This window comes from Gammaproteobacteria bacterium (assembly GCA_013214945.1).
In the GTDB taxonomy this organism is placed as follows: domain Bacteria; phylum Pseudomonadota; class Gammaproteobacteria; order Enterobacterales; family Psychrobiaceae; genus Psychrobium.
In genome coordinates this window covers 1-21,284 of record JABSRT010000041.1, presented here as the reverse complement: position 1 = coordinate 21,284, position 21,284 = coordinate 1, and the positions used below count along the sequence as shown (strand labels likewise).

19 protein-coding genes and 3 tRNA genes are annotated in these 21,284 nt (G+C 41.8%); 8 read left to right on the top strand and 14 right to left on the bottom strand.

Annotation, left to right across the window (positions count from 1 at the left end):
• Positions 1–353 precede the first annotated feature (353 nt).
• A complete protein-coding gene (locus HRU23_19790) occupies positions 354–893 on the top strand; it encodes a gamma carbonic anhydrase family protein (protein ID NRA56388.1) in 540 nt (179 codons plus the stop codon).
• A gap of 4 nt (positions 894–897) precedes the next feature.
• On the opposite strand, the gene HRU23_19785 is transcribed toward HRU23_19790, so the two are convergent.
• Genes HRU23_19785 through HRU23_19775 form a run of 3 tightly spaced genes read right to left on the bottom strand, consistent with a single transcriptional unit; the run spans position 898 to position 2,240 of the window.
• On the bottom strand, positions 898–1,155 hold the full coding sequence (locus tag HRU23_19785; GenBank protein NRA56387.1) for a DUF1488 family protein: 258 nt from the start codon (positions 1,153–1,155) through the stop codon (positions 898–900).
• Entirely contained in the window at positions 1,152–1,964 is an 813-nt protein-coding gene (aroE, locus tag HRU23_19780; protein ID NRA56386.1) for a shikimate dehydrogenase, read from the bottom strand. Before aroE ends, HRU23_19785 begins: the two co-directional genes overlap by 4 nt.
• 18 nt (positions 1,965–1,982) lie before the next feature.
• Positions 1,983–2,240, bottom strand: a complete 258-nt coding sequence (locus HRU23_19775; GenBank protein ID NRA56385.1) for an accessory factor UbiK family protein — start codon at positions 2,238–2,240, stop codon at positions 1,983–1,985.
• A gap of 226 nt (positions 2,241–2,466) precedes the next feature.
• On the opposite strand from HRU23_19775, the gene rep reads away from it, so the two are divergent.
• A complete protein-coding gene (gene rep / locus HRU23_19770; GenBank protein NRA56384.1) occupies positions 2,467–4,479 on the top strand; it encodes a DNA helicase Rep in 2,013 nt (670 codons plus the stop codon).
• Positions 4,480–4,588: 109 nt separating this feature from the next.
• Here the strand turns inward: rep and HRU23_19765 are convergent, their stop codons facing one another.
• A complete protein-coding gene (locus tag HRU23_19765; GenBank protein NRA56383.1) occupies positions 4,589–4,999 on the bottom strand; it encodes a cytochrome c5 family protein in 411 nt (136 codons plus the stop codon).
• A 213-nt stretch (positions 5,000–5,212) separates the two neighbouring features.
• On the opposite strand from HRU23_19765, the gene HRU23_19760 reads away from it, so the two are divergent.
• The 5 genes from HRU23_19760 to HRU23_19740 all read left to right on the top strand — a co-directional run bounded on the left by HRU23_19760 (position 5,213) and on the right by HRU23_19740 (position 8,776).
• Positions 5,213–5,289, top strand: a tRNA-Arg gene (locus HRU23_19760).
• 32 nt (positions 5,290–5,321) lie between these two features.
• Positions 5,322–5,397, top strand: a tRNA-His gene (locus HRU23_19755).
• Between the two features lie 30 nt (positions 5,398–5,427).
• Positions 5,428–5,504 (top strand) — tRNA-Pro (locus HRU23_19750).
• A 724-nt stretch (positions 5,505–6,228) separates the two neighbouring features.
• Entirely contained in the window at positions 6,229–7,395 is a 1,167-nt protein-coding gene (locus HRU23_19745; GenBank protein ID NRA56382.1) for an iron-containing alcohol dehydrogenase, read from the top strand.
• Positions 7,379–8,776 (top strand): PAS domain-containing sensor histidine kinase, encoded by a 1,398-nt coding sequence (locus HRU23_19740; protein ID NRA56381.1) that lies wholly within the window; start codon positions 7,379–7,381, stop codon positions 8,774–8,776. The genes HRU23_19745 and HRU23_19740 overlap by 17 nt, the downstream gene beginning before the upstream one ends.
• Positions 8,777–8,944: 168 nt before the next feature.
• Here the strand turns inward: HRU23_19740 and HRU23_19735 are convergent, their stop codons facing one another.
• From HRU23_19735 to HRU23_19690, 10 genes are all read right to left on the bottom strand, one after another.
• Entirely contained in the window at positions 8,945–9,352 is a 408-nt protein-coding gene (locus tag HRU23_19735) for an OsmC family protein (GenBank protein ID NRA56380.1), read from the bottom strand.
• A gap of 76 nt (positions 9,353–9,428) precedes the next feature.
• Positions 9,429–10,238 (bottom strand): Dam family site-specific DNA-(adenine-N6)-methyltransferase, encoded by an 810-nt coding sequence (locus HRU23_19730; protein ID NRA56379.1) that lies wholly within the window; start codon positions 10,236–10,238, stop codon positions 9,429–9,431.
• Positions 10,239–10,242: 4 nt separating this feature from the next.
• Positions 10,243–11,658 carry an AAA family ATPase gene (locus HRU23_19725; protein ID NRA56378.1) on the bottom strand — a complete coding sequence of 472 codons (1,416 nt, stop codon included), beginning with the start codon at positions 11,656–11,658 and terminating at the stop codon, positions 10,243–10,245.
• 36 nt (positions 11,659–11,694) lie between these two features.
• On the bottom strand, positions 11,695–12,774 hold the full coding sequence (aroB, locus tag HRU23_19720) for a 3-dehydroquinate synthase (GenBank protein ID NRA56377.1): 1,080 nt from the start codon (positions 12,772–12,774) through the stop codon (positions 11,695–11,697).
• Positions 12,775–12,778: 4 nt separating this feature from the next.
• Positions 12,779–13,294 carry a shikimate kinase AroK gene (aroK, locus tag HRU23_19715; protein NRA56376.1) on the bottom strand — a complete coding sequence of 172 codons (516 nt, stop codon included), beginning with the start codon at positions 13,292–13,294 and terminating at the stop codon, positions 12,779–12,781.
• 249 nt (positions 13,295–13,543) lie between these two features.
• Positions 13,544–15,601, bottom strand: coding sequence for a type IV pilus secretin PilQ family protein (locus HRU23_19710; GenBank protein NRA56375.1), 2,058 nt, complete (start codon positions 15,599–15,601; stop codon positions 13,544–13,546).
• Between the two features lie 75 nt (positions 15,602–15,676).
• Entirely contained in the window at positions 15,677–16,189 is a 513-nt protein-coding gene (locus HRU23_19705) for a pilus assembly protein PilP (protein NRA56374.1), read from the bottom strand.
• Positions 16,190–16,203: 14 nt separating this feature from the next.
• The gene (locus HRU23_19700) at positions 16,204–16,794 is read right to left on the bottom strand and encodes a type 4a pilus biogenesis protein PilO (protein NRA56373.1); all 591 of its coding nucleotides are present in this window, start codon (positions 16,792–16,794) and stop codon (positions 16,204–16,206) included.
• Positions 16,784–17,347: a PilN domain-containing protein gene (locus HRU23_19695; GenBank protein NRA56372.1), complete on the bottom strand. Its 564-nt coding sequence runs from the start codon at positions 17,345–17,347 to the stop codon at positions 16,784–16,786. Before HRU23_19695 ends, HRU23_19700 begins: the two co-directional genes overlap by 11 nt.
• Entirely contained in the window at positions 17,347–18,417 is a 1,071-nt protein-coding gene (locus tag HRU23_19690; protein NRA56371.1) for a pilus assembly protein PilM, read from the bottom strand. Before HRU23_19690 ends, HRU23_19695 begins: the two co-directional genes overlap by 1 nt.
• Positions 18,418–18,621: 204 nt before the next feature.
• Between HRU23_19690 and HRU23_19685 the strand changes: the two genes are divergently transcribed.
• Positions 18,622–21,180, top strand: coding sequence for a penicillin-binding protein 1A (locus tag HRU23_19685; GenBank protein ID NRA56370.1), 2,559 nt, complete (start codon positions 18,622–18,624; stop codon positions 21,178–21,180).
• The last annotated feature ends 104 nt before the right edge of the window (positions 21,181–21,284 follow it).

The following is a 21,284-nucleotide window of genomic DNA, read 5'->3' as shown; positions in this document are numbered from 1 at the left end:
AAAGAACGTTTTAGCTCAACTAACTCGATGGTTAGGAGCAGCGCTTGGAACCCTGTGGTTCGTTGCGTTGGGAGGCACATAATACGCTTTCCCATTTCGAAGTCAACGTTTAATTTAAGTTTCTTTTAACAAGAAGTTAAACCAATCTATTTCCTTCTCTAACCCGCTTCAGCACTTGCTTTCGTAAGCTGCTTTCCCGTTTCAGTGAGGCGCATTATAGGGAACTCTCGGTCGTTAGCAAGCGCTAATATCAATCTTTTATTTGATCGGTTACATTCCACACAAAGAGCAGGAAATTGCGTCATATTTCGATTAATATGAGTTATAAACTCGCATTAACTAGGGAAAATGTAATGAAAGCAGTATTACGACACTTTAAAGGTATTTACCCAACGCTTGGTCAAGGCACTTATATAGATAGTACATCTGTCGTTTGCGGCGACATTCATTTAGGCGACGATAGTAGTGTATGGCCATTTGTTGCAATACGTGGCGATGTTAATATTGTGCGCATCGGTGCACGTACTAATATTCAAGACGGCAGCGTTTTGCATGTTACTCGCAAAAGTGATCTTAACCCGACCGGTAATCCCTTAATCATTGGCGATGATGTCACTATTGGTCATAAGGTAATGCTGCACGGCTGCCAATTAGGTTCGCGGATCTTGGTTGGTATGGGTGCTATCATTATGGATGGTGTCACGGTGCAAGATAATGTCTTTATCGGGGCAGGTACATTAGTGCCACCGAATAAGACATTAGAGTCTGGATTTTTATACGTTGGCAACCCAATGCGTAAAGCGCGACAATTAACCGAGGCCGAGATGGCATTTTTAGCCAAATCAGCCGTTAATTATGTCGAGTTGAAAAATGACTACTTAACGCAGCTATAAAACATTAGAGCCACAATTCGTTTTTATCATTCAGATGCTCATCATCAATCGCTTGCTGGGCATCTTCTTCAATATCAAATTGAACCAACTGACATTGATTAATCAACTCTTGCTTGTCACTACTATTAATAGCTAGCGTCTTTAAATAAGTAGCACTTAGATAACATTGCACTAATGCGCCACCATACTGAGCACTAAACGAAACCTGTTGCGCCGTCTCGTCCCAATTCATGTCGTCATTAAACAAGATGCCTTGATTCATAAACTCGCTCGTAAATCATCTAATACGTTTTTCGTTTCAGGACTGACACCGCGCCACAATCTAAAACTTTCAGCAGCTTGGCCAACCAGCATGCCCAAGCCGTCTAAGGTATGTACTACACCTAGCTCTCTTGCCCAACTTAAAAAGCAAGTTTCTTCACTGCCGTAGGCCATGTCATAACAACATTGAGCCGCTGCTATTACCGCCGGATTAATCTTTGGTAATTGATTAGATAGACTGGCTGACGTTGAGTTGATCACAATATCAAAATCACTAGTTAACCTACCCAAATCAACCGCATTGATTTCACCAGAGCCATTAAATGTTTCGGCTAATAATTGCGCTTTATCGAACGAGCGATTTGTGATCGTAAGGCAGCTCGGCTTCTGGGCAAGTATTGGTAAGATACATCCGCGTGCTGCGCCGCCTGCACCAATGAGCAGCACTCGTTGGCCCGTGATATTAATGTTGTTCGCGAGAATATCGCCAACTAAGCCCTGACCATCGGTATTGTCACCAACAATAGTACCGTCATCTTTAAAAATTAAGGTATTAACAGCGCCGGCCGCTTGCGCCCGGTCAGATAATTGGTCGGCGAGCTCAAATGCCTGCTCTTTAAACGGTACGGTAATATTACAGCCTTTACCCCCCGCCGCTTTAAACTCACCAATAAAGCGTTCAAATTGACCTAATTCAACCAACTGTTTCTGGTAATTAATTTTCTGGTCGGTCTGATTGGCAAATTGCTCATGGATCACCGGAGAGCGACTGTGCTCAATTGGATTACCTACTACAACATATTGATCCATCGTCACACCCTTAATTGGTTATTCGCTATCGTTAGCTTGCTGTTCAATTAATTTAGCTACTTGCTGCTCTAGTACCACAAGCTTTTCTCGAGTACGTAATAACACTTGAGTTTGCACGTCGAATTCTTCACGTGATACGACATCAAGTTTGCTAAGCTGAGCTTGCAAAATTTGTTTGGTTTTTGTTTCGAAATCATCAGCGAATGCTTTAACGCCTGGTGGCAATGAACCAGCTAACTGTGCGGCGATTTCTTCTAGTTTTTTAGGGTTTATCATTAAATGCTCCTCAATTTCCACTATTGTACCTCCCGTAGGGCGGGTTTTAAAAGCACAATTACTGCGTTACTTATTTTGATAAGGGAATAAGCATTACCTTCAATAAGTGCCTTGTGCATGTCCTTTTACTTTTTGTAAATTAAGGGCTCGCCCAAAACATGCATTTCCGTAGCTCACGGGTATGAATTGGGGTAAAATTCGCTAGTCCGAGTTTAAGAGAATTATTATGAAGTTAAATCCACAACAAAATGAAGCTGTTCATTATATCGATGGCCCTTGCTTAGTGCTCGCTGGAGCTGGCAGCGGCAAGACGCGCGTTATCATCAACAAAATTGCTTATTTAGTCGAAACTTGTGGATATAAAGCACGCAATATCGCAGCCGTCACCTTTACAAATAAAGCGGCCCGCGAAATGAAGGAACGTTTAAGTCAAACTCTCGGTAAAAAAGAAGCCAGAGGTTTAACTATTTCCACGTTTCACACCTTGGGTTTAACAATCATTAAACGCGAAATAAAAACGTTAGGTATGAAGTCAGGTTTTACCTTATTCGACGGCCAAGACACACTTTCGTTGTTAAAAGAGCTGACAGACAAAGAACTTGACGGCGACAAAGATCAGCTTAGCAATCTGCAAAACATGATTTCCAACTGTAAAAATGATTTGCTGGTGCCAGAGCAAGCAATGAGTCAAGCAGATTCAGGCCAGGACGTTTTATTTGCGCAATTATACCAGCGCTATCAAAATCAATTAAAAGCTTATAACGCCTTAGACTTTGATGACCTGATCATGATGCCAACCTTGCTGCTTAAAAATAATGCCGAGGTTCGCGAGCGGTGGCAAAATCGTTTTCATTATTTATTAGTCGATGAGTATCAAGATACCAATACTAGTCAATATGAAATGGTCAAATTATTAGCGGGCACCCGCGGTAAATTAACCGTGGTAGGCGATGACGATCAGTCAATTTATTCATGGCGTGGTGCCAAGCCACAAAACTTAGTGTTATTGCAAACTGACTTCCCGAATCTTAAACTGATCAAATTAGAACAGAATTATCGTTCAAGCAGCCGCATTTTACGTTGTGCCAATATCTTAATTGATAATAATCCCCACGTTTATGACAAAAAGCTATTTAGTACCCTAGGAGACGGCGCGATGCTGCGCGTGATCTATGGCAAAAATGAAGAGCATGAAGCGGAACGAGTCGTCGCGGAAATCATTCGTCATAAGTTCATGAATAAAACCGCTTATAGTGACTTTGCTATTTTGTACCGTGGTAACTTTCAATCGCGAATATTTGAAAAATCCTTAATGACCAACAGGATCCCTTACAAAATAAGTGGCGGTACCTCATTTTTTTCCCGCAGCGAAATTAAAGACATTATGTCTTATCTCAAGTTGCTCGTTAATCCTGATGATGACACCTCGTTTCTTCGCGTAGTTAACTTACCCAAGCGTGGTATCGGCCCCGCTACCCTCGAAAAACTCGGCAGTTATGCCAACATGCGACATTTAAGTTTATTCGCCGCCAGTTTTGAGCTGGGTTTAGAGCAAACACTACAAGGTGAGAAGCTGCAAACGTTGCAACGATTTACCCGCTGGGTCGTTGAGCTTGGTGATCAAGCCGAACGAGGAGACCCATTAGAAGCCGTACGACAAATCGTGCGTGACATAAATTACGAAGATTGGCTTTACGAGACGAGCCCCAGCGGTAAAGCCGCTGAAATGCGAATGAAAAATGTCAGCCAGCTGTTCACTTGGGTCAGTGGCATGTTAGATGGTGACGATTTAGATGAAGCCATGACTTTACCTGAAGTGGTTACACGATTAACCCTACGCGACATGATGGAACGCGGAGAGGAAGACGAGCAAGCTGATCAGGTACAACTAATGACGCTGCACGCTTCAAAAGGACTCGAGTTTCCGATCGTATTCATGGTGGGTATGGAAGAAGGGCTGCTGCCTCACCAAACCAGTATTGACGAAGACAACATTGAAGAAGAGCGTCGGCTCGCTTACGTTGGCATCACCCGTGCCCAGCGAGAGCTTATTTTTACGCAGGCCAAAGAGCGTCGCCAATATGGTGATGTATTTAAACCAACGGGCAGCCGATTTTTAGATGAGTTGCCGCAAGACGATTTAGAGTGGGAATCTCGCAAACCACGCCCAACTCAAAAACAACGTAAAGAAACAGCAAGTTCAGCCATTGCTAATTTACGTGCGATGCTCAAAAAATAACATCCGGCAGAAAACAAAGTGACAATAAAGCTAGCCGTACATTAAGTTTTACACATAAAAAAGCCACCGAGATTACTCGATGGCTTTTTTTAGCTCAAGATATCGCTAATTAGATAGCGTTAGTCATGTACTCAATAGCAGATTTTAGCTCATCATCGCTACACGACATACAAGTACCTTTTGGTGGCATTGCATTGAAGCCATTTAAAGCATGAGAGAATAACGTTTCAATTCCCTGCGCCTTACGAGGACCCCAAGCTGCTGCATCGCCATACTTTGGCGCGCCAGCAGCACCTGTTCCGTGACAACCAAAACAGCTCGCTTGATATACTTGCTCGCCAGAACGAGGACCTGCAGGTTCCGCAGCAACCTCAGCCACAGCGCTTGCAAGGTAAACACCACCAACTGGCTGAATACGTTTTTGAATTTCTTCGTTAGACTGTCCTGCAGCACTAACAGCCATCGACATTGTTAATGCCGTTACTAAACCTAATGCTAATTTAGATACACGAATGCTCATGTCGTTAAACCCCTGACTATATATTGAATTTTTTATCGCAATATTATAACTCGTTCTGAATCAATTAACATAGCCAAGCGCGTAGTTAAATAACGCTTATTGCTCAAAAACAATTCAATGCGCTTTTTTTTAGACCAGTTGAACTTTTTTTTGAAATTTATAGTAGACGAAATCAAATAAAGCCCTTATTATATGCATCCGCAGTACGGATACGCGCCCATAGCTCAGCTGGATAGAGCGTACCCCTCCGGAGGGTGAGGCCAGGAGTTCGAATCTTCTTGGGCGCGCCAAACGTGAGAATTGTGGAAAGTAATTTATTGTGGTGGCTATAGCTCAGTTGGTAGAGTCCCGGATTGTGATTCCGGTTGTCGTGGGTTCGAGCCCCATTAGCCACCCCATTAATTTACAGCAAGAAATAGAAAATATGTCGGTGATTAGCGCAGCTTGGTAGCGCATCTGGTTTGGGACCAGAGGGTCAGAGGTTCGAATCCTCTATCACCGACCACTTTTTCTAACCCCTCTAGTACAAACTTATCTAATAAAACTCCATAGAAAACCAATTAAAACAATAACTCATTATGTCATGCCGATTTCCAGTCGTTGCGAGATAGTCATTGTGTGCACGAACCGATCGACATAGTAGAGGTTCGAATCCTCTATCACCAACTACTTCGGTAATCCCATCTAACAAAATTCTAAGTTACACACCCACACTCAATTTTCAAAGAATAACAGATCTCTTCATTAAACCGTTGACCTGATTTCAACTACTCATTGTTATAAACCAATTTTGTTCCACTATAATTCGTCGCTATTAATCAATCGAGTACCTTATATTCATCCGTTTATCTTACGTAAGACCAGCTCTTCATTGAACATAGATAGGTAATTGGAGTTCTCGGCTAATACTATTTAGCAAAATATGGCGGCGTAAACCTTCTCAGCATAGCCGGATTAACAGTCCAACTTTTATTGTTTAACACAAATTAACTAAACCCTACTTATCAATTCCTTAATAACAGTCCATAGTTCAAACTCCAATAATATGACTAAATACTCGTATAAAAATAGTAATCACCATTAGCTTTGTCGGTTTTAGTATAAATTTAGTACTATAATTAAGCCCACTGCAAAATGGATCTCACTGCCTCTTGCTAGGTGTTTGCAGCATCCAATTTTAGGCCGAGCAATATAGGGAATTATATAAACTCTACCTTGAGGATAACCCTATGGACACCGAACGAATATCCGCCTTAAGAAAATTTGTTGCTCCCGAATATATCTATGGCACAGGCTCCAGAGAATTAGTCTCTAGGTATGCGCAAAATTTAGAATTATCAAAGATTATGCTAGTGACTGATAAAGGAGTGAAAAAAGCAGGCTGGAGTGATGAAGTCAGGCAATACCTGACCGATGATGGTATTGAAACTATCATCTATGATGAGGTATCTCCGAATCCAAGAGATTATGAAGTCATGAAAGGTGCTGACATTTTTCTCGAGCAAGGCTGTGATTCGATTGTTGCAGTAGGTGGTGGCAGCGTGATGGATTGCGCCAAAGGAATCGGGATTGTTGTATCTAATCAAAAGCATATCTTGTCTTTTGAGGGTGTTGATATGATTTTCATACCACCGCCGCCATTAATATGCCTCCCGACAACGGCGGGTACATCGGCCGATGTATCGCAGTTTTGTATCATTACCGATACTAAAAAAATGGTAAAAATTGCTATCATCAGCAAAATGACAATCCCCGACGTCTCATTGATTGACCCTGAAATGACCCTAACAATGCCTTTGACGTTAACGGTTGAGACAGGACTTGATGCTTTAACTCATGCTATTGAAGCATTTGTCTCAAATGCCCACTCCCCTATGACTGACTTAAACTCATTAGAAGCGATTAGGTTAATCAATAAAAACCTACCAAAGGTCTTTGAAAACCCCGAACGCATGGAGTATAGAGAGCCCATGATGTTAGGCAGCCTATATGCCGGGCTTGCTTTTTCTAATGCGAGTCTAGGAGCGGTTCATGCAATGGCACATAGCCTAGGAGGTTTAAAAGACTTGCCTCATGGACTTTGTAATACCATTTTACTTGATAAGGTAATTGATTATAATTTTGACGCTGCAAGTTCACGCTATCGAAAAATTGCAGATGTATTCAATCTAAAAGCAACGAAACCTAGTGATCAACTAGTGCGTGATGATTTGAATAAATTTATTAAAGACATCAAGCAACAGCTAGGTGTCGACAAAAAACTTTCTGAATTAGGTCTGCTTGAAACTGACATACCTTCGTTATCAGCACATGCTATCAATGATGCTTGTATCGTAACTAACCCCAAAAAAGCCTCCTTACAAGACTTAAAGAGAATTTATGAGAAAGCCATCTAATAACGAAGTCCGCAATTCAATTATTGGGCTTGGAGATAAGTCAATAAAGAAAAATTATTACCCTCAACTGAAAAATAAAATTAAGGAAATCAAGGAGCTTAATAAAACTTTAGAGGAAAAAGTAAGATTAAGAACCAAAGAACTGCTTGAGCAAAAAAACATTTTTGAAACTCTGTTTGTTGATACCGCAGATGCATTAGTGCTTATCAAGGATGGTAAATATATAGAGTGTAATAATGCTCTACTTAAAATGCTAATGTGTAAGGATAAAAAAGAATTCTTGAGCTTACAACCACATCAAATATCACCTGAATATCAACCAGATGGAACGCGATCTGATGTCAAAACTGAGAGACTAATTACGCAATGTATAAAACACGGACAACTTGAGTTTGACTGGGTTTACACCAAAAAAAATGGTGCTCACTTTTGGGCTAATATGCTAATGACCAACATCATTATAAATGATGAAGTTGTCATTCACGCAGTATGGAGGGACATCACCGATAAAAAAAATCTTGAACAGGAAGTCCAACAAAGAAATGATGAGTTGCAAAAAACGAATAACAACCTGCAGAAAACGATAATTAATTTAGAAAAAACCCAACATCAATTAGTAGAATCTGAAAAGATGGCTAGCTTAGGTGGACTTGTTGCTGGTATTTCTCATGAAATCAATACACCGATTGGCGTTGGGGTTACTGGAGTTTCACATTTATTAAATATAACTCAACATATAAAAAACGACTATGAAAACAACTGTATGACACAAGAAAGTTTTAAGATATTTTTAGATTCAGCGATAGAAGCCTCCAACTTAATTAGCGCTAATTTGGATCGGGTGGCTGACTTAGTTAATAGCTTCAAGAAGATATCCGTTGATCAAACATCAGAGGAGAAAAGAGAGTTCAATATTAAAGAGTACTTTCACGAAATTCTATTAAGTGTGAGCCATATTTTAAAAAAACATAATTTTACAGTCGAAGTAAATTGTACTGATGGGCTATTAATAAATTCATACCCAGGAAGTTTTTCCCAAATTATCACGAACCTAATTATTAATTCAATTAATCACGGCTATGATGATAAAAAAGAGGGCTGCATAACGTTAGAGGCAACCGAACAAGCTGGTTATTACTCGGTGATCTATAAAGATGACGGTAAGGGAATACCTAAAGATAATATTGAAAGAATATTCGACCCATTTTTTACCACGAGCCGTGGCAGCGGCGGAACCGGTCTAGGTTTGTATGTTGTGTATAATATTGTTACGACTAATTTAAATGGCAGTATTGATTGTATTAGCGAAGACAATCACGGCGTAGAATTCCACATAGTAATCCCTAAAAACCCGCCAGCTTTACTCAGTGAAAAATTATAGTTTACTGCTTTTAGTACTAACCATCGGTGTTTGTTTTTTGATAACGTGATCGTATGGGCTATATATCAGAATCACACACAAATTAGAAAAGTAACGATGGGGCTTGCGTTAAAAGCACAATCGTATAACTAACCAATTGTGCCAATATATGAAATGTCTAATATGGGGCTAAGCCTCAACCACTTCAAAACTGTGAGTTATTTCGACAGCCTTCTCGAGCATTAATGCTACCGAACAATACTTATCTGCTGACAAAGATACTGCGCGCGCTACATGCTTTTCACTGACATTGTTGCCTGTCGCAATAAAGTGTAAATGAATTTTAGTAAAGTAACGTGGCGCTTCTTCACGACGCTCAGAGTCTAAAACAACGCGAACACCACGAATATCTTGGCGCGCTTTTTTAAGAATGCTGACGACATCGACCGAGCTGCAAGCTCCAACCGACATTAACACCATTTCCATTGGGCTCGGCGCTTTTGAGTCTTGACTGTTTCCATCCATAATAACCTGATGGCCAGACTCTGATTCGCCAATAAATGTTTCATTTTCTACCCAGTTAACGCTTGCTTTCATTGTGTTTCCTATCAATCTTAAGTTTGTCTTTCCGTAGTATATTTAGCTATATCGCAGACGGTGGAAAGTCTTTGCGCTACTTGTATAAAGCTAATATCTCATTCACTTTTAACCGCTTGCCAGCTTTTTGGCTAATGGTTCTTTTAACCTGTTTAATCGTTAACTCAGCATTGTGATAAAGATTTCTGGTTAACTCTAAGTCGTGATTACTGATCAATACTGGAATTTTAGCGGCCTGAGCCTGCTCCGCCACTTGCGCTAAATCTTGCTGATCTATCAGCTTAAAACCTTGACCAGAGTAACTCGTGAAGCTCGCCGTTGGTGATAATGGTGCATATGGAGGATCGCAATAAATCACATCTCCTGCTTTAGCCTGTTTAAAGCTTTCTCTAAAACAGTGAGAAGTGAAGGTAGCTTGTTGCGATTTCTCAGCAAAGTTCCACAGTTCAGCTTCGGGGAAGTAGGGTTTTTTATACCGACCAAACGGCACGTTATAACCGCCTTTTAAGTTATAACGACAAAGACCGTTATAACCATGGCGATTCATATACAAAAAATAAATCGAGCGCTCAAATGAGTCCGAAGTGGCATTAAACCGCTGCCGGATATCATAATATCGCTCACTGGTATTACCGTCAGCATTAAATAGTTTGCGCGATTCCGCAATGTACTCTTTAGCATCTGATTGTATTAGTTTATACAAATTGATCAGATCTTGATTAACATCATTAAGTAAATAATGTTTGTAATCAGTATTAAGAAAGACAGAACCGGCCCCTACAAAAGGTTCAACGAGACGATCCCCCTGCGGCAACAACTGGCTGATATCATCGATTAGGCCGTATTTACCACCGGCCCATTTTAAAAACGCACGCTGCTTTTTCATTACTTTACTTGTTGTTATCCACGGTGACGGCAACAGCAGAAATCTCTGCGTTTATTACCCGAAATGATTTAATCCACGGTGAAAACGGCACCAACGCTGAGGGATTCGATCTCATTACTGTACGGGCAGCTTTAGCATTACCAAAGTCACCATATAGTAAGACAAACCAGTCACGCTCAAGGCGGGTTGTTTTATAAACCGATAGTTGCGAACGATCTTTGAATTTTGCTAACACAGAGTTGAGTACCGACTGCGTACTGAAACCGCCTAGCATTAAAGAGACATGAGATTGCGGTACAGCCAATAGAGTTTGTTCATTAAACATATATTGGACATCAAGCGGTGAACTTTCGAAGTCTGGTTGCTCTAGCTCTTCTGACTCAATAAGCTCAGGATTAACTGCTGATTGCTGCTCCACCTGCTCTGTTGAGTTTACAGAGCTCTGATTAGACATGCTTTCAGACATGCTTTCAGACATGCTTTCAGACACGCTTTCAGAGAGGTCTTGCGACATGTTTTCAGACAAGCTTACTGACACATCGGCTATTAATGGCTTTAGCTGTCCAGGCACCGGACTTTGCTCAATGTTCTCACTTAAAACCACTAATTCCGGTATTTGCTGTGCAGCAGAATTTATGGTTAACGAAGGAGCGCTATCTAACGTAAACCAAGCTAACGCTATCGTTGAAAGCATTAAAGTTACCACCACTAAAACAACGCGAGGCAGTTTAGAACTACTAGCTGTCGGTGGCTCACTATAAATTAATTTTTGAGGTGTTAACCGCTCAGGATCTAGTTGCGCCAACTGATTAATGATTTTTGTTTCTGACCAGTCCGGATAAATTTCGCTTAAGAAATCACGGGCCTGAGCCGACGTTAAGTAACTTAACTCAAAGTCATTTACCAGATTCGCGCGAATTTCAACCAATCGGGTGACAATAGGTTTAGCCCAACTGCGGTGACCAATCAATAATATATTTAAATTAGCCAGCGGTAAGCCATCTGAAATTACTTCACAAAAACTGCCCCACAATGAGCTAACAAAAGCCCGTGGCATATAATGAGCATTATCGATAATAATCTGGATTGGTTGACCGTAAAAATTGACGGCCTCTTGAATCGCTAATGTCAGCGATTGGCTCAGTTCAGATAAATCATCGGTAGCCAATTGACAGATTAAGTCTTGCTTAAACAGCTCTGGTTCAAAATTTTCGCGGCAGCTCAGTTTTATAACTAACGTATTGCTGAGATCTTCAACCAACAAACTAGCAATAAAGCTTTTACCAACACCAGCCTCGCCAGATAGGAAATTAAATTGACTTTCATTTTCCGTGGCGTACTTAATTCGTGATAATAGCTGAGACTGAGGTTCAAGTTGAACATCCATTGCTGAGGTATCATTAGTGCTATTTAAGGACATTGCCGTACACCATTAGAATAATTGTAATGAACCAATTTATCGACGTTCAATAACTTGCCGCAATACATCTTCTGATACATCTGAACGTAATTCAGCAGAACCTACCGCTGTCGGCAGTACAAAACGTAACTTACCTGCAATGACTTTTTTATCGACGACCATATGCTTAATAAAAGCATCAAAATTCATCTCTTGAGGCGCAACAGTCGGTAAATCATAACTTTTAATCAGCGCTTCAATTTGTTGAGTTTGTTGTGTCGTAATTAAACCCATCATCTGCGAAGTTGTTGCAGCAAGCACCATCCCGGCACCAACAGCTTCGCCATGGAGCCAAACGCCATAACCTTGTTCTGATTCAATTGCATGACCAAAAGTGTGCCCTAAATTAAGCAAGGCACGCACACCGCGTTCTTGCTCATCCTCAGATACCACTTCTGCTTTTATTTCACAGCAACGAAAAATCATTCGGGTCAGCGACTCAGCATCGAGCGCTCTAATTGGGACACGCGCTATATCTAACCAATCAAAAAACTCTTGATCCCAGATAATGCCATATTTAATCACCTCAGCCATACCTGCAGCGAACTCAGTTGCGGGCAAGGTACCTAAACATTCAATATCGATATAAACAGCTTTAGGCTGATAGAAGGCACCTATCATGTTTTTACCCAACGGATGGTTAACCGCTGTTTTACCACCAACGCTCGAGTCAACTTGAGAGAGTAAGGTAGTCGGCAGCTGAATAAAATCAACACCACGTTGATAACATGATGCAGCAAACCCAGCCATATCACCAATTACCCCACCACCGAGTGCAACGATACATGTATCGCGCCCGTGCTGATGCTGTAATAATCCATCAAAGATTAAATTTAAGGTTTCAAGGGTTTTATACACTTCACCATCAGGTAGAACAGTGCAGTCGACAATCTTACCAGCCGACTCTAAGGACGCTTTGACTTGCTCGAGGTACAGCTCTTCAACCGTAGTATTGGTGACAAGCATTACTTTATTCGTTTTAATATGACGAGTAATTAACTCACCATCAGCAAAAAGTCCTTGCCCTATGTAAATAGGATAACTACGCTCACCAAGTTGTACTTCGAGTTGTTTCATGGGATCAGAACCCTAATTTATCAATAATTTCCTTAGCAACCAACTTTGCGCTTTGCTCGTCGGTACGAACAGTAAAATCAGCAATTTCTTCGTAAAGCGGGTTTCTAGTTTTTGCGAGCTCTTCTAATACTTCGCGTGGCTTATCAGTTTGCAGTAACGGACGACGCTTATCACGTTGAGTACGCGCTAACTGCTTATCAATCGTAGTTTCTAAATAAACTACTAAACCACGTGCAGAAAGGCGGTTGCGAACCTCTTTACTCAAAATTGAACCACCGCCAGTTGCTAGTACTATGCCTTGCTTCTGTGTTAAGTCATCAATAACATCAGCTTCGCGCACACGAAAGCCTTCTTCGCCCTCGACGTCGAATACCCATGAAATTTCAGCGCCAGTACGCTCTTCAATTTCATTATCAGAATCAAAAAATTCTAAATGAAGTTGTTGTGCAATGTGTCTCCCAATCGTGCTTTTACCAGCACCCATCGGACCAACAATATATATATTTCGTTTCTCAGCCATTATCACTACATTCTAAAATATAAAATTTGCAGGATTCTAGTCCTACCCCAACACCCATGACGCAATAGCACGAAAAGAACCTAACGGTTTCCATTACAGAAACTAACTCTTTGCTATATCAATTTTAATCAGGGCAAATTTAGCCGCACATTATCTCAGCAACTGAGTAAGAAAGGCAAGCGCCTAATTAGAAAATTTCGCAAGATGTTAAACTGGTCGGGATTATCGCCCTTCCGGTTAGTCACTAAATCAGTCTCTATTGCGATCAATAATAATTTTAGGCGTCACAAATATCAACAGCTCTCGACGTTCTGCGAAATTAGTTTGGGTTCTAAATAACCAACCAAGCATTGGAATATCACCCAATACTGGCACTTTAGTCACCGCTTTAATTAATTGTTGCTGATAAATTCCACCTAGCACTATAGTTTCACCATTATTAACCAACACCTTGGTGCCAATCTCTTGAGTATTAATAGCAATAGCGTCGCCCAACGCGGTTGATACTGTGTCACCACGTGAATTCTGGGTAATCACTAAATCAAGGATAATACGACCATCAGGAGTGATCTGAGGTGTTACTCGCAGCGCTAAGACCGCCTTCTTAAACTCTACTGTCGTCGCGCCACTCGAAGAGGCCGTGACATAAGGTATTTCAGTCCCCTGCTCAATATAAGCAGGTTGTTGATTAGCTGTAGTAATGCTTGGGCGAGCGATCACTTCACCTTTGTTTTCACGCTCCAATGCACTCAATTCCAAATCAAGTAAGGTGCCATTACCTAGTTTGGCCACCTGAAAAGCAATAGTACCTGCAGCGTCGGTAACAGGTAAATTAACATTTAGGCGGTCTCCTAAAGCAGGTACGCTGCCAGATGAAGCATCTGATGTTCCCTCTATAGTGCCAGAGACTGAACCATCAGACAGAGTATCTGTGATGCCCCAACGAACACCGAATTCCTCATTAACATTATCAGTTACCGTTACGATTCTCGCTTCAATAACGACTTGCTGCACTGGCACATCAAGCACGCTCACTAAACGCCGCACTTCCTCCAACTTAAGGGCGGTATCTTGCACAAATAACATGTTGGTCCGCACATCAACCGTGGCACTGCCGCGAGTTGATAATAGCTTCGCTTTACCACCGTCGAGCAGCTGTGCGATATCTTGCGCTTTGGCATAGTTGATTTGAATGTATTCGGTATAGAGCGGTGCTAACTCTTTGACTTCTTGGTTAGCTTTTAACTCGGCTGCTTCACGATTTAGCAGCTCTGTCGCCGGTGCAACCAACAGAATGTTGCCATCAATCCGTTTGTCTAAGCCCTTCAGCTTTAAGATCATATCTAACGCTTGATCCCAAGGAACACTCTCTAACCGTAACGTGATGTCACCGTCGACATTATCACCAATAACCAAGTTGAAATTATTATAGTCGGCAATAATTTGCAAAGCTGTTCTGATCGCTACTTTTTGAAAATTAAGCGAGAGTTTTTTACCTTTATACTCAACTTTTTTCTTTGCTGTGGCACGTTTCTCGACTTTAGGTACTTTGACTAAAAGTTTAAATTCATTGCCTTGCTGGCTCCAATCATAGGTGAATTTCTTCATCATGGTCAGCTCCAAACGCGACCCGTTGTGGTCACGAAAGGTTTCAAAACTACGAACTGGTGTCCCAAAGTCCATTACGTCCATGGTGTAAATATCATCGTCTGCGATCGCAACCCCAGACAGATCAATAATTACCTTGCGGCCATTCTGAATCACTTCGGCGGCGACAGTCTCATTATTAAAAATAATTTTTAACTGCGCATTTTTATCACGATTAAGTTTGAAATCAATGGTGTTAATCTGATTACTGGCAGTACGCTTTACTGGCTTAGTGGCAGCCTCGGGATTACTTGCACGAGCCGCTGCGACCTCATCCAATTTATCACCAAGGATCACCACAAACTTATCGCCCTGTACGCTAGATTGATATGTGACTAAGTCTTTAAGAGAAAGCGCTATACTGAGACCTTCCTGATTAATGTTCACTGCGATTTTTTTAACCCCAGTGTCATTCAGTGGCAAATCATTTAAATCAAGCTGGCTGGTCGCTTTAGCAAAGTTGAATATTAACTGCGCTGGGTCTTTAAACTTATTAACTGCTGGCTTAACCACATCAGTATCAAATATAAACTCAAGCTTAAGCTGTTTATCTACGGTATCGCTATATCTGACATCAACAAGCTCCACCGCTTGCGTTAATGCCGGTAGCACCGCTAATAGCAACCATAAACAAGGCTTAAATTTTGGGTAAAAGGCCACCGTTATCTCCTAAAAATTAATTTTTCACTAAGAATAGTGTTACAGAAAGTTTGTTGATATTGCTGACGAAGCAATTTACTCATCATCTTCATCATTTTCGATTAAGGCGATGCTATTGCTACGCTCAAGCCAACAACCCGCGCCATCGGGTACAACTTCCATCATATCAACTTGCTGCGCACTTATACTGGTAATTTGGCCATGAAACAAGCCCAAATAGTATCCTTTTCTGACACGATGGACCTCGCCGGTCCCGGTTTCAATCAGGGCCCACAAATCGTTAGCTTGGCCTAAAGAGCCACGCATCATTAAACTTTCTAACCCGAATGCTTCTAACGTCGACTTACGTCGGGTCACATCAGGCTGTAAACAGTCACGAGATTCATTGACTACATCCAGTGTTAATTCTTGCTGAGGCGCCTCAAATGGACTTCGAACAAAACTGGCATTATAGGCATAATGCTTAAATTCTTTATATTGAGGAATGGGTTCTACTTTACGGCCCTTTTTCGCCTTAACCGATGCGATAAATTGTTCGACATCCGTGGTGCCTTCAGTGCAACCAATTAGACCAGTGAGTATAATCAAGAGCAGCAGATTCCTCATTGCGAGTCCTCTTTATAGCGATACGTTTTTGCTACTATCTTCAACTGCAAGCCGCCAGTTTTAATCGTCGAAATGGTAAAATCATGCAGACTAACGATCCGAGGTAAATCAGCAACAGACGCAACAAACTTGCCAAATTGATGATAGTCACCCTCGACATTGATATCGAGCGGTAATTCGGTATAGAACTCTTTCTCTATTTCATCGCTCCAAGTAATTGACGCAATACTCAAACCGGCAGCAGTAGCAACAAAGGTTATATCATCAAGTAAACCAGGTGTCTCATGGCCTGCTGGTAATTTCTTTAACATTGTCGCCAGCTGTACTTCCATTTCGGCCAACTGTAGACGATAAGCTGGCAAACTTGCCGCTAGGCGTTGTTTGCTGGCAAAAGAAGTCCGTAATTTTTGTTCTTCATCTTCGGCATTTTTAAGCGCAATAAGTTCGTCGTCAACAAACACATACCAGCCTAAGCCCAAAGTGAAAATTATCACCACAATAGTCATAAAGATCTTAACCGATTTGGGCCAAGTGCCTGGATTATCGCTGTCGATATTTTGTAAGTCTGTAAAGAGACTAATTTCCATTGTCTGCTCCCGGCTGGTTAACAATCGCGACTCGCATCGTGAACTTGTTTAGCTGACGCAGCCGCTCTTGCTCAGCATTTATCTTTTGCAGCAGCGGATTGTTATACCAAGGTGACGTTTCGACATTACGAATAGTATTGGCCAAATGGTTATTTGACTCAGTTAATCCAGTAATCAATAAAGTGCCACTTTTACGCTCAACTTTTTCTAAATAAACGCCCGCCGAAACAATTTTTGCTAGGCTATCGAATAAATAAGTCGGCAGATTTCTGGTATTTTGTAAACGCTCAATCAAATCCATCCGCTTTTTTAAGTTGGCTCTTGTTTCACGCAATCCTTTTATTTCAACAATTTTTTCATTGGCAATCGCAATCTCTTGCTTTAACAGGTCGTTTCTTTCATACTGTTGATCTATATGTATATTAACAAGATGTAATGTGCCAACCACCACACCTACGGCCAGCACAAACGCACTGCCGAGCAACGAATAAAATACCTTTTCTCGCTGCTGCTTGGCCTCTTCGCGCCAAGGTAATAAATTAATATTAGCCATTAGCAGAAACTCCTCAACGCCAAACCACAAGCAACCATAAATTTGGCCGACTGCCGGTGGAACTGTTCACCATCCATATTATCAGCCACTGTACTAGCAGCTATCGGCTTAGCTATGATAGTTTCAATCGCCAATTCTTGCGCAATAAGACTATCTATACCTTCAAGATAGGCGCAGCCGCCTGAAATAACAAGATGAGATACCTTATTACCACTACTTGAGGTTTCATAAATTTGTAAAGTACGACGGACCTGCTGCACCAAAGAAAGCTTAAATGGATCTAACACCTCTAACGTTGAGTTTTCTGGTAGGTTACCATCGACCTTTGCCGCTTCAGCGTCTTCGAATTTCATGTCGTAATACGACAAAATTGATTGAGTGTATTGATCGCCACCAAACGCTTGCTCACGTATGAAGGTCGTTTCGCCTTGCTCGACCACGGCAATCGTTAACATCGCCGCCCCAATATTTAGCATCGCAATAGGTTTTTGCTCGGCGTCTGGTGGTAATTGGTCTTTGATTAACGAATAAGATCGCGCCAAGGCATAAGCCTCAATATCCATCACCTTGGCTTCAAGCTTGCCTATTTCAAGCGCGCTAACACGCGCCTCGACCAATTCGGTTCGAGCCGCAGCTAATAACACACCGACTTTATTAGATTTTGAATCAGTCGGTTTTAGCTTTTCGAAATCAAGGTTAACTTCATTAAGGGGGTAAGGAATTAAATGGTCGGCTTCAACTTCGATCTGAGCTTCAAGCTCTTCATCGCTGTGAACCGCACTTAAATAAATTGTTTTGGTAATGACGCCCGAGCCGGAAACAGCCACCGCAGCATTAGTCACGCTTTTAGGGAAACGGCGACGCAACTTTTTAAGCACAGCACCAATAGCTTCAATATCAGTAATGTTATGATCTACAATAGCGCCCTTCGCAATAGGTAGCATCGCAAATGCCTCGACTTGGTAATCATCCGATGATTTATCAAGTAAAATCGCCTTCACCGAATGAGAACCGATATCAATACCAATCATTTTTGAATTTCTAGACTTAAATAATTTACTAAATAACATTGCATTCTGCCATGTGTAAGTTACAAATATCCCTATTTCATAAACCTGCCACCATAAAAAGTGAAAAGACTAAAATACATAGGCTGTTAATTTACTACACTATTTTCAGTCTATACTGATTTAAATACAATTTATAGTATTCTTATCAACCGCAATTAATATTATACTACAAACTGTAACGCCAACCTCTAAGGATCTCAAGAATTGAAAATATTAAAATGGCTTTTACTGTCATTCATTTTAGTCGCTACGATCGGAACCTTATCAGTTGTGGCTCTTTATCAGCATTATTCACCTGAGCTGCCGGATACCAGCGCTCTCAAAGAAATTAAACTGCAAACACCATTAAAGGTTTTCACCCTTGATGGAAAATTAATTTCTCAATACGGTGAAAAACGCCGCATCCCATTAACTTTAGATCAGATCCCATTAAAAATGCAGCAAGCATTTTTAGCGATTGAAGATGCTCGGTTTTATATCCACCCTGGTATCGATCCCATTGGCATTACGCGAGCGGTATTCAGTTTAATTACCACCGGCAAGAAAAAGCAGGGGGCCAGTACCATCACTCAGCAGGTCGCCAGAAATTATTTCTTAACCCGCGAAAAAACCTATACTCGAAAAATTAAAGAAATTTTCCTTGCCTGGAACATTGAACAAGATTTAACTAAAGATGAAATATTATTAGCTTATCTTAATAAAATTCCGTTAGGCCATCGCTCTTTTGGCGTTGGTGCGGCCGCCCAAGTGTATTACGGTAAGTCTCCTAGCGAATTAACCCTAGCGCAAATGGCCGTTATTGCCGGCTTGCCTAAAGCGCCTTCAGCCTTAAACCCAATTCGCTCACCAGAACGCTCGCGAGCGCGTAGAAACTTAGTATTAAGACGGATGCTCGATCTTGGTTTTATCGACCAACAAGAGCATCAACAAGCATCGAGCGCGCCAACCACCGGTAAACGTCACGGTGCCAACATCTCGTTATACGCCCCTTATCTAGGTGAAATGGTCCGCGCTTGGATGGTAAAAAAATACGGTAAGTCTCTCGCTTATTCTGGCGGTTTTAAAGTCTACACCACGGTACCTTCTCATTTACAACGCGCGGCGCAACTAGCATTAGAAGATAACATTAATGCCTATGACCAACGTCACGGTTATCGTGGACCAGAACAGCAGTTATGGCGATTAAAAGTCGATAAAAAAATGCCCGACTTGCCACAAGAGCCATTAACCGCCGAGCAAATAACTCAGCACCTAAAACCGATCAGAGATGTCAAACTGTTACAAGCTGCCGTAGTGACCAAGGTCGATAAAAAGAGCGTCACCGCGCAACTTAAATCGGGCGAGCAAATAGAAATCTTATGGCCAGGCTTAAAGTGGGCTCGTGCATTTGCAACCGATGAATACCAAAGAGGCGCACCTAAAAAAGCTGCCGATATCTTAGCTGAAGGCGCGCTAATCAGGGTTAGTCAAATTGAACAAGTTTGGACCCTAGGGCAAATTCCACAAGTAAGCAGTGCCATTATATCGCTCGACCCAACTGATGGCGCAATTAAAGCGATTGTTGGCGGTTATGACTTTGGCCAAAGTCAATTTAATCGTGCTATCCAAGCTAAACGCCAGCTTGGTTCGAACATTAAACCTTTTCTCTATTCTTATGCGATGAGCAAAGGCTTTACCCTAGCGAGCATCATTAATGACGCCCCGATCACTCAATGGGATCCGTCGCAAGGTTTAGCGTGGCGGCCGAAAAATTCGCCACCAATATACAACGGCCCTACTCGACTAAGATTAGGTTTAGCCCAATCTAAAAATGTTATGTCGGTTAAGTTAATTCAAGAATTAGGTATTAGTGGCACGATTGATCATTTGGCAAAATTTGGCTTTATCAAAAAAGACCTGCCCCATGGCCAATCTTTAGCGTTAGGCTCGGCTTCCGTCTCGCCGATTACAGCAGCAACTGGTTTTGCCGCCTTTGCTAATGGCGGTTACAAGATCACCCCATACTTTATCAACCGAGTTGAAGACCAACAGCGGATCAATGTTTATCAAGCGCAACCTAAAGTAGTATGCAAACAATGCCGCGCTAAACGCCCCACTCCAGAATCAATACCGATCCCGACATTAATTTATAGCCGTTCATTATTCCGACAAAAATGCTGGTTGCCAGCAGAGATGTTAGCACCGCGCATAATTTCGACTCAAAATGCATTTTTGGTTTCAGAGATGATGCGCAGCGCTATTAAAGGTGGTGGTAATCGCGCTAAAGGCACTGGCTGGACCGGAACAGGCTGGCGTGCTAAATCGCTGCACCGCCGTGATATCGGCGGAAAAACCGGTACCACCAACAGAGCCAAAGACACCTGGTTCTCAGGCTTCACCCCTAGCTTAGTCGCTACCGTGTGGGTCGGTTTTGATAATCAGGCTCGCACTCTGGGTCGCACTCGTCTTAATTCTAACCTTGGAAAAGGACAAGTATCAGGTGGCGAAGCTGGCGCCAAAACAGCCCAACCGACGTGGATAAACTACATGAAGGTCGCGCTGGCTGATTATCCCGATCGTGGTGTTGGCGTACCTGGTGGCATTACGACGGTAAGAATCGATCGCGAAGCTGGTTTACGCACCACCAAAACAGATCATACTTCACGCTTTGAATATTTCATCTCTGGTACTGAGCCGTCAGAGTACATTGAACCTGAAATTATCATTGAACGTGGCGATGGCAACACAGCCAACGACAGTAATTTTGAAGATGATATCTTTTAAAACTCATCCAGCTGTTATTGCACAAGTAATATCGAGTAGGGTGAGGCTTTCGCCTCATCCCTCTCACAGAACCGTACGTACGGACCTCGTATACGGCTCATGTA

Excerpts from the sequence above, each read along its gene's own strand:
- HRU23_19790 (NRA56388.1), top strand. The coding sequence starts at position 354 with ATGAAAGCAGTATTACGACACTTTAAAGGTATTTACCCAACGCTTGGT.
- HRU23_19785 (NRA56387.1), bottom strand. The coding sequence starts at position 1,155 with ATGAATCAAGGCATCTTGTTTAATGACGACATGAATTGGGACGAGACG.
- aroE (NRA56386.1), bottom strand. The coding sequence starts at position 1,964 with ATGGATCAATATGTTGTAGTAGGTAATCCAATTGAGCACAGTCGCTCT.
- HRU23_19775 (NRA56385.1), bottom strand. The coding sequence starts at position 2,240 with ATGATAAACCCTAAAAAACTAGAAGAAATCGCCGCACAGTTAGCTGGT.
- rep (NRA56384.1), top strand. The coding sequence starts at position 2,467 with ATGAAGTTAAATCCACAACAAAATGAAGCTGTTCATTATATCGATGGC.
- HRU23_19765 (NRA56383.1), bottom strand. The coding sequence starts at position 4,999 with ATGAGCATTCGTGTATCTAAATTAGCATTAGGTTTAGTAACGGCATTA.
- HRU23_19745 (NRA56382.1), top strand. The coding sequence starts at position 6,229 with ATGGACACCGAACGAATATCCGCCTTAAGAAAATTTGTTGCTCCCGAA.
- HRU23_19740 (NRA56381.1), top strand. The coding sequence starts at position 7,379 with ATGAGAAAGCCATCTAATAACGAAGTCCGCAATTCAATTATTGGGCTT.
- HRU23_19735 (NRA56380.1), bottom strand. The coding sequence starts at position 9,352 with ATGAAAGCAAGCGTTAACTGGGTAGAAAATGAAACATTTATTGGCGAA.
- HRU23_19730 (NRA56379.1), bottom strand. The coding sequence starts at position 10,238 with ATGAAAAAGCAGCGTGCGTTTTTAAAATGGGCCGGTGGTAAATACGGC.
- HRU23_19725 (NRA56378.1), bottom strand. The coding sequence starts at position 11,658 with ATGTCCTTAAATAGCACTAATGATACCTCAGCAATGGATGTTCAACTT.
- aroB (NRA56377.1), bottom strand. The coding sequence starts at position 12,774 with ATGAAACAACTCGAAGTACAACTTGGTGAGCGTAGTTATCCTATTTAC.
- aroK (NRA56376.1), bottom strand. The coding sequence starts at position 13,294 with ATGGCTGAGAAACGAAATATATATATTGTTGGTCCGATGGGTGCTGGT.
- HRU23_19700 (NRA56373.1), bottom strand. The coding sequence starts at position 16,794 with ATGGAAATTAGTCTCTTTACAGACTTACAAAATATCGACAGCGATAAT.
- HRU23_19695 (NRA56372.1), bottom strand. The coding sequence starts at position 17,347 with ATGGCTAATATTAATTTATTACCTTGGCGCGAAGAGGCCAAGCAGCAG.
- HRU23_19690 (NRA56371.1), bottom strand. The coding sequence starts at position 18,417 with ATGTTATTTAGTAAATTATTTAAGTCTAGAAATTCAAAAATGATTGGT.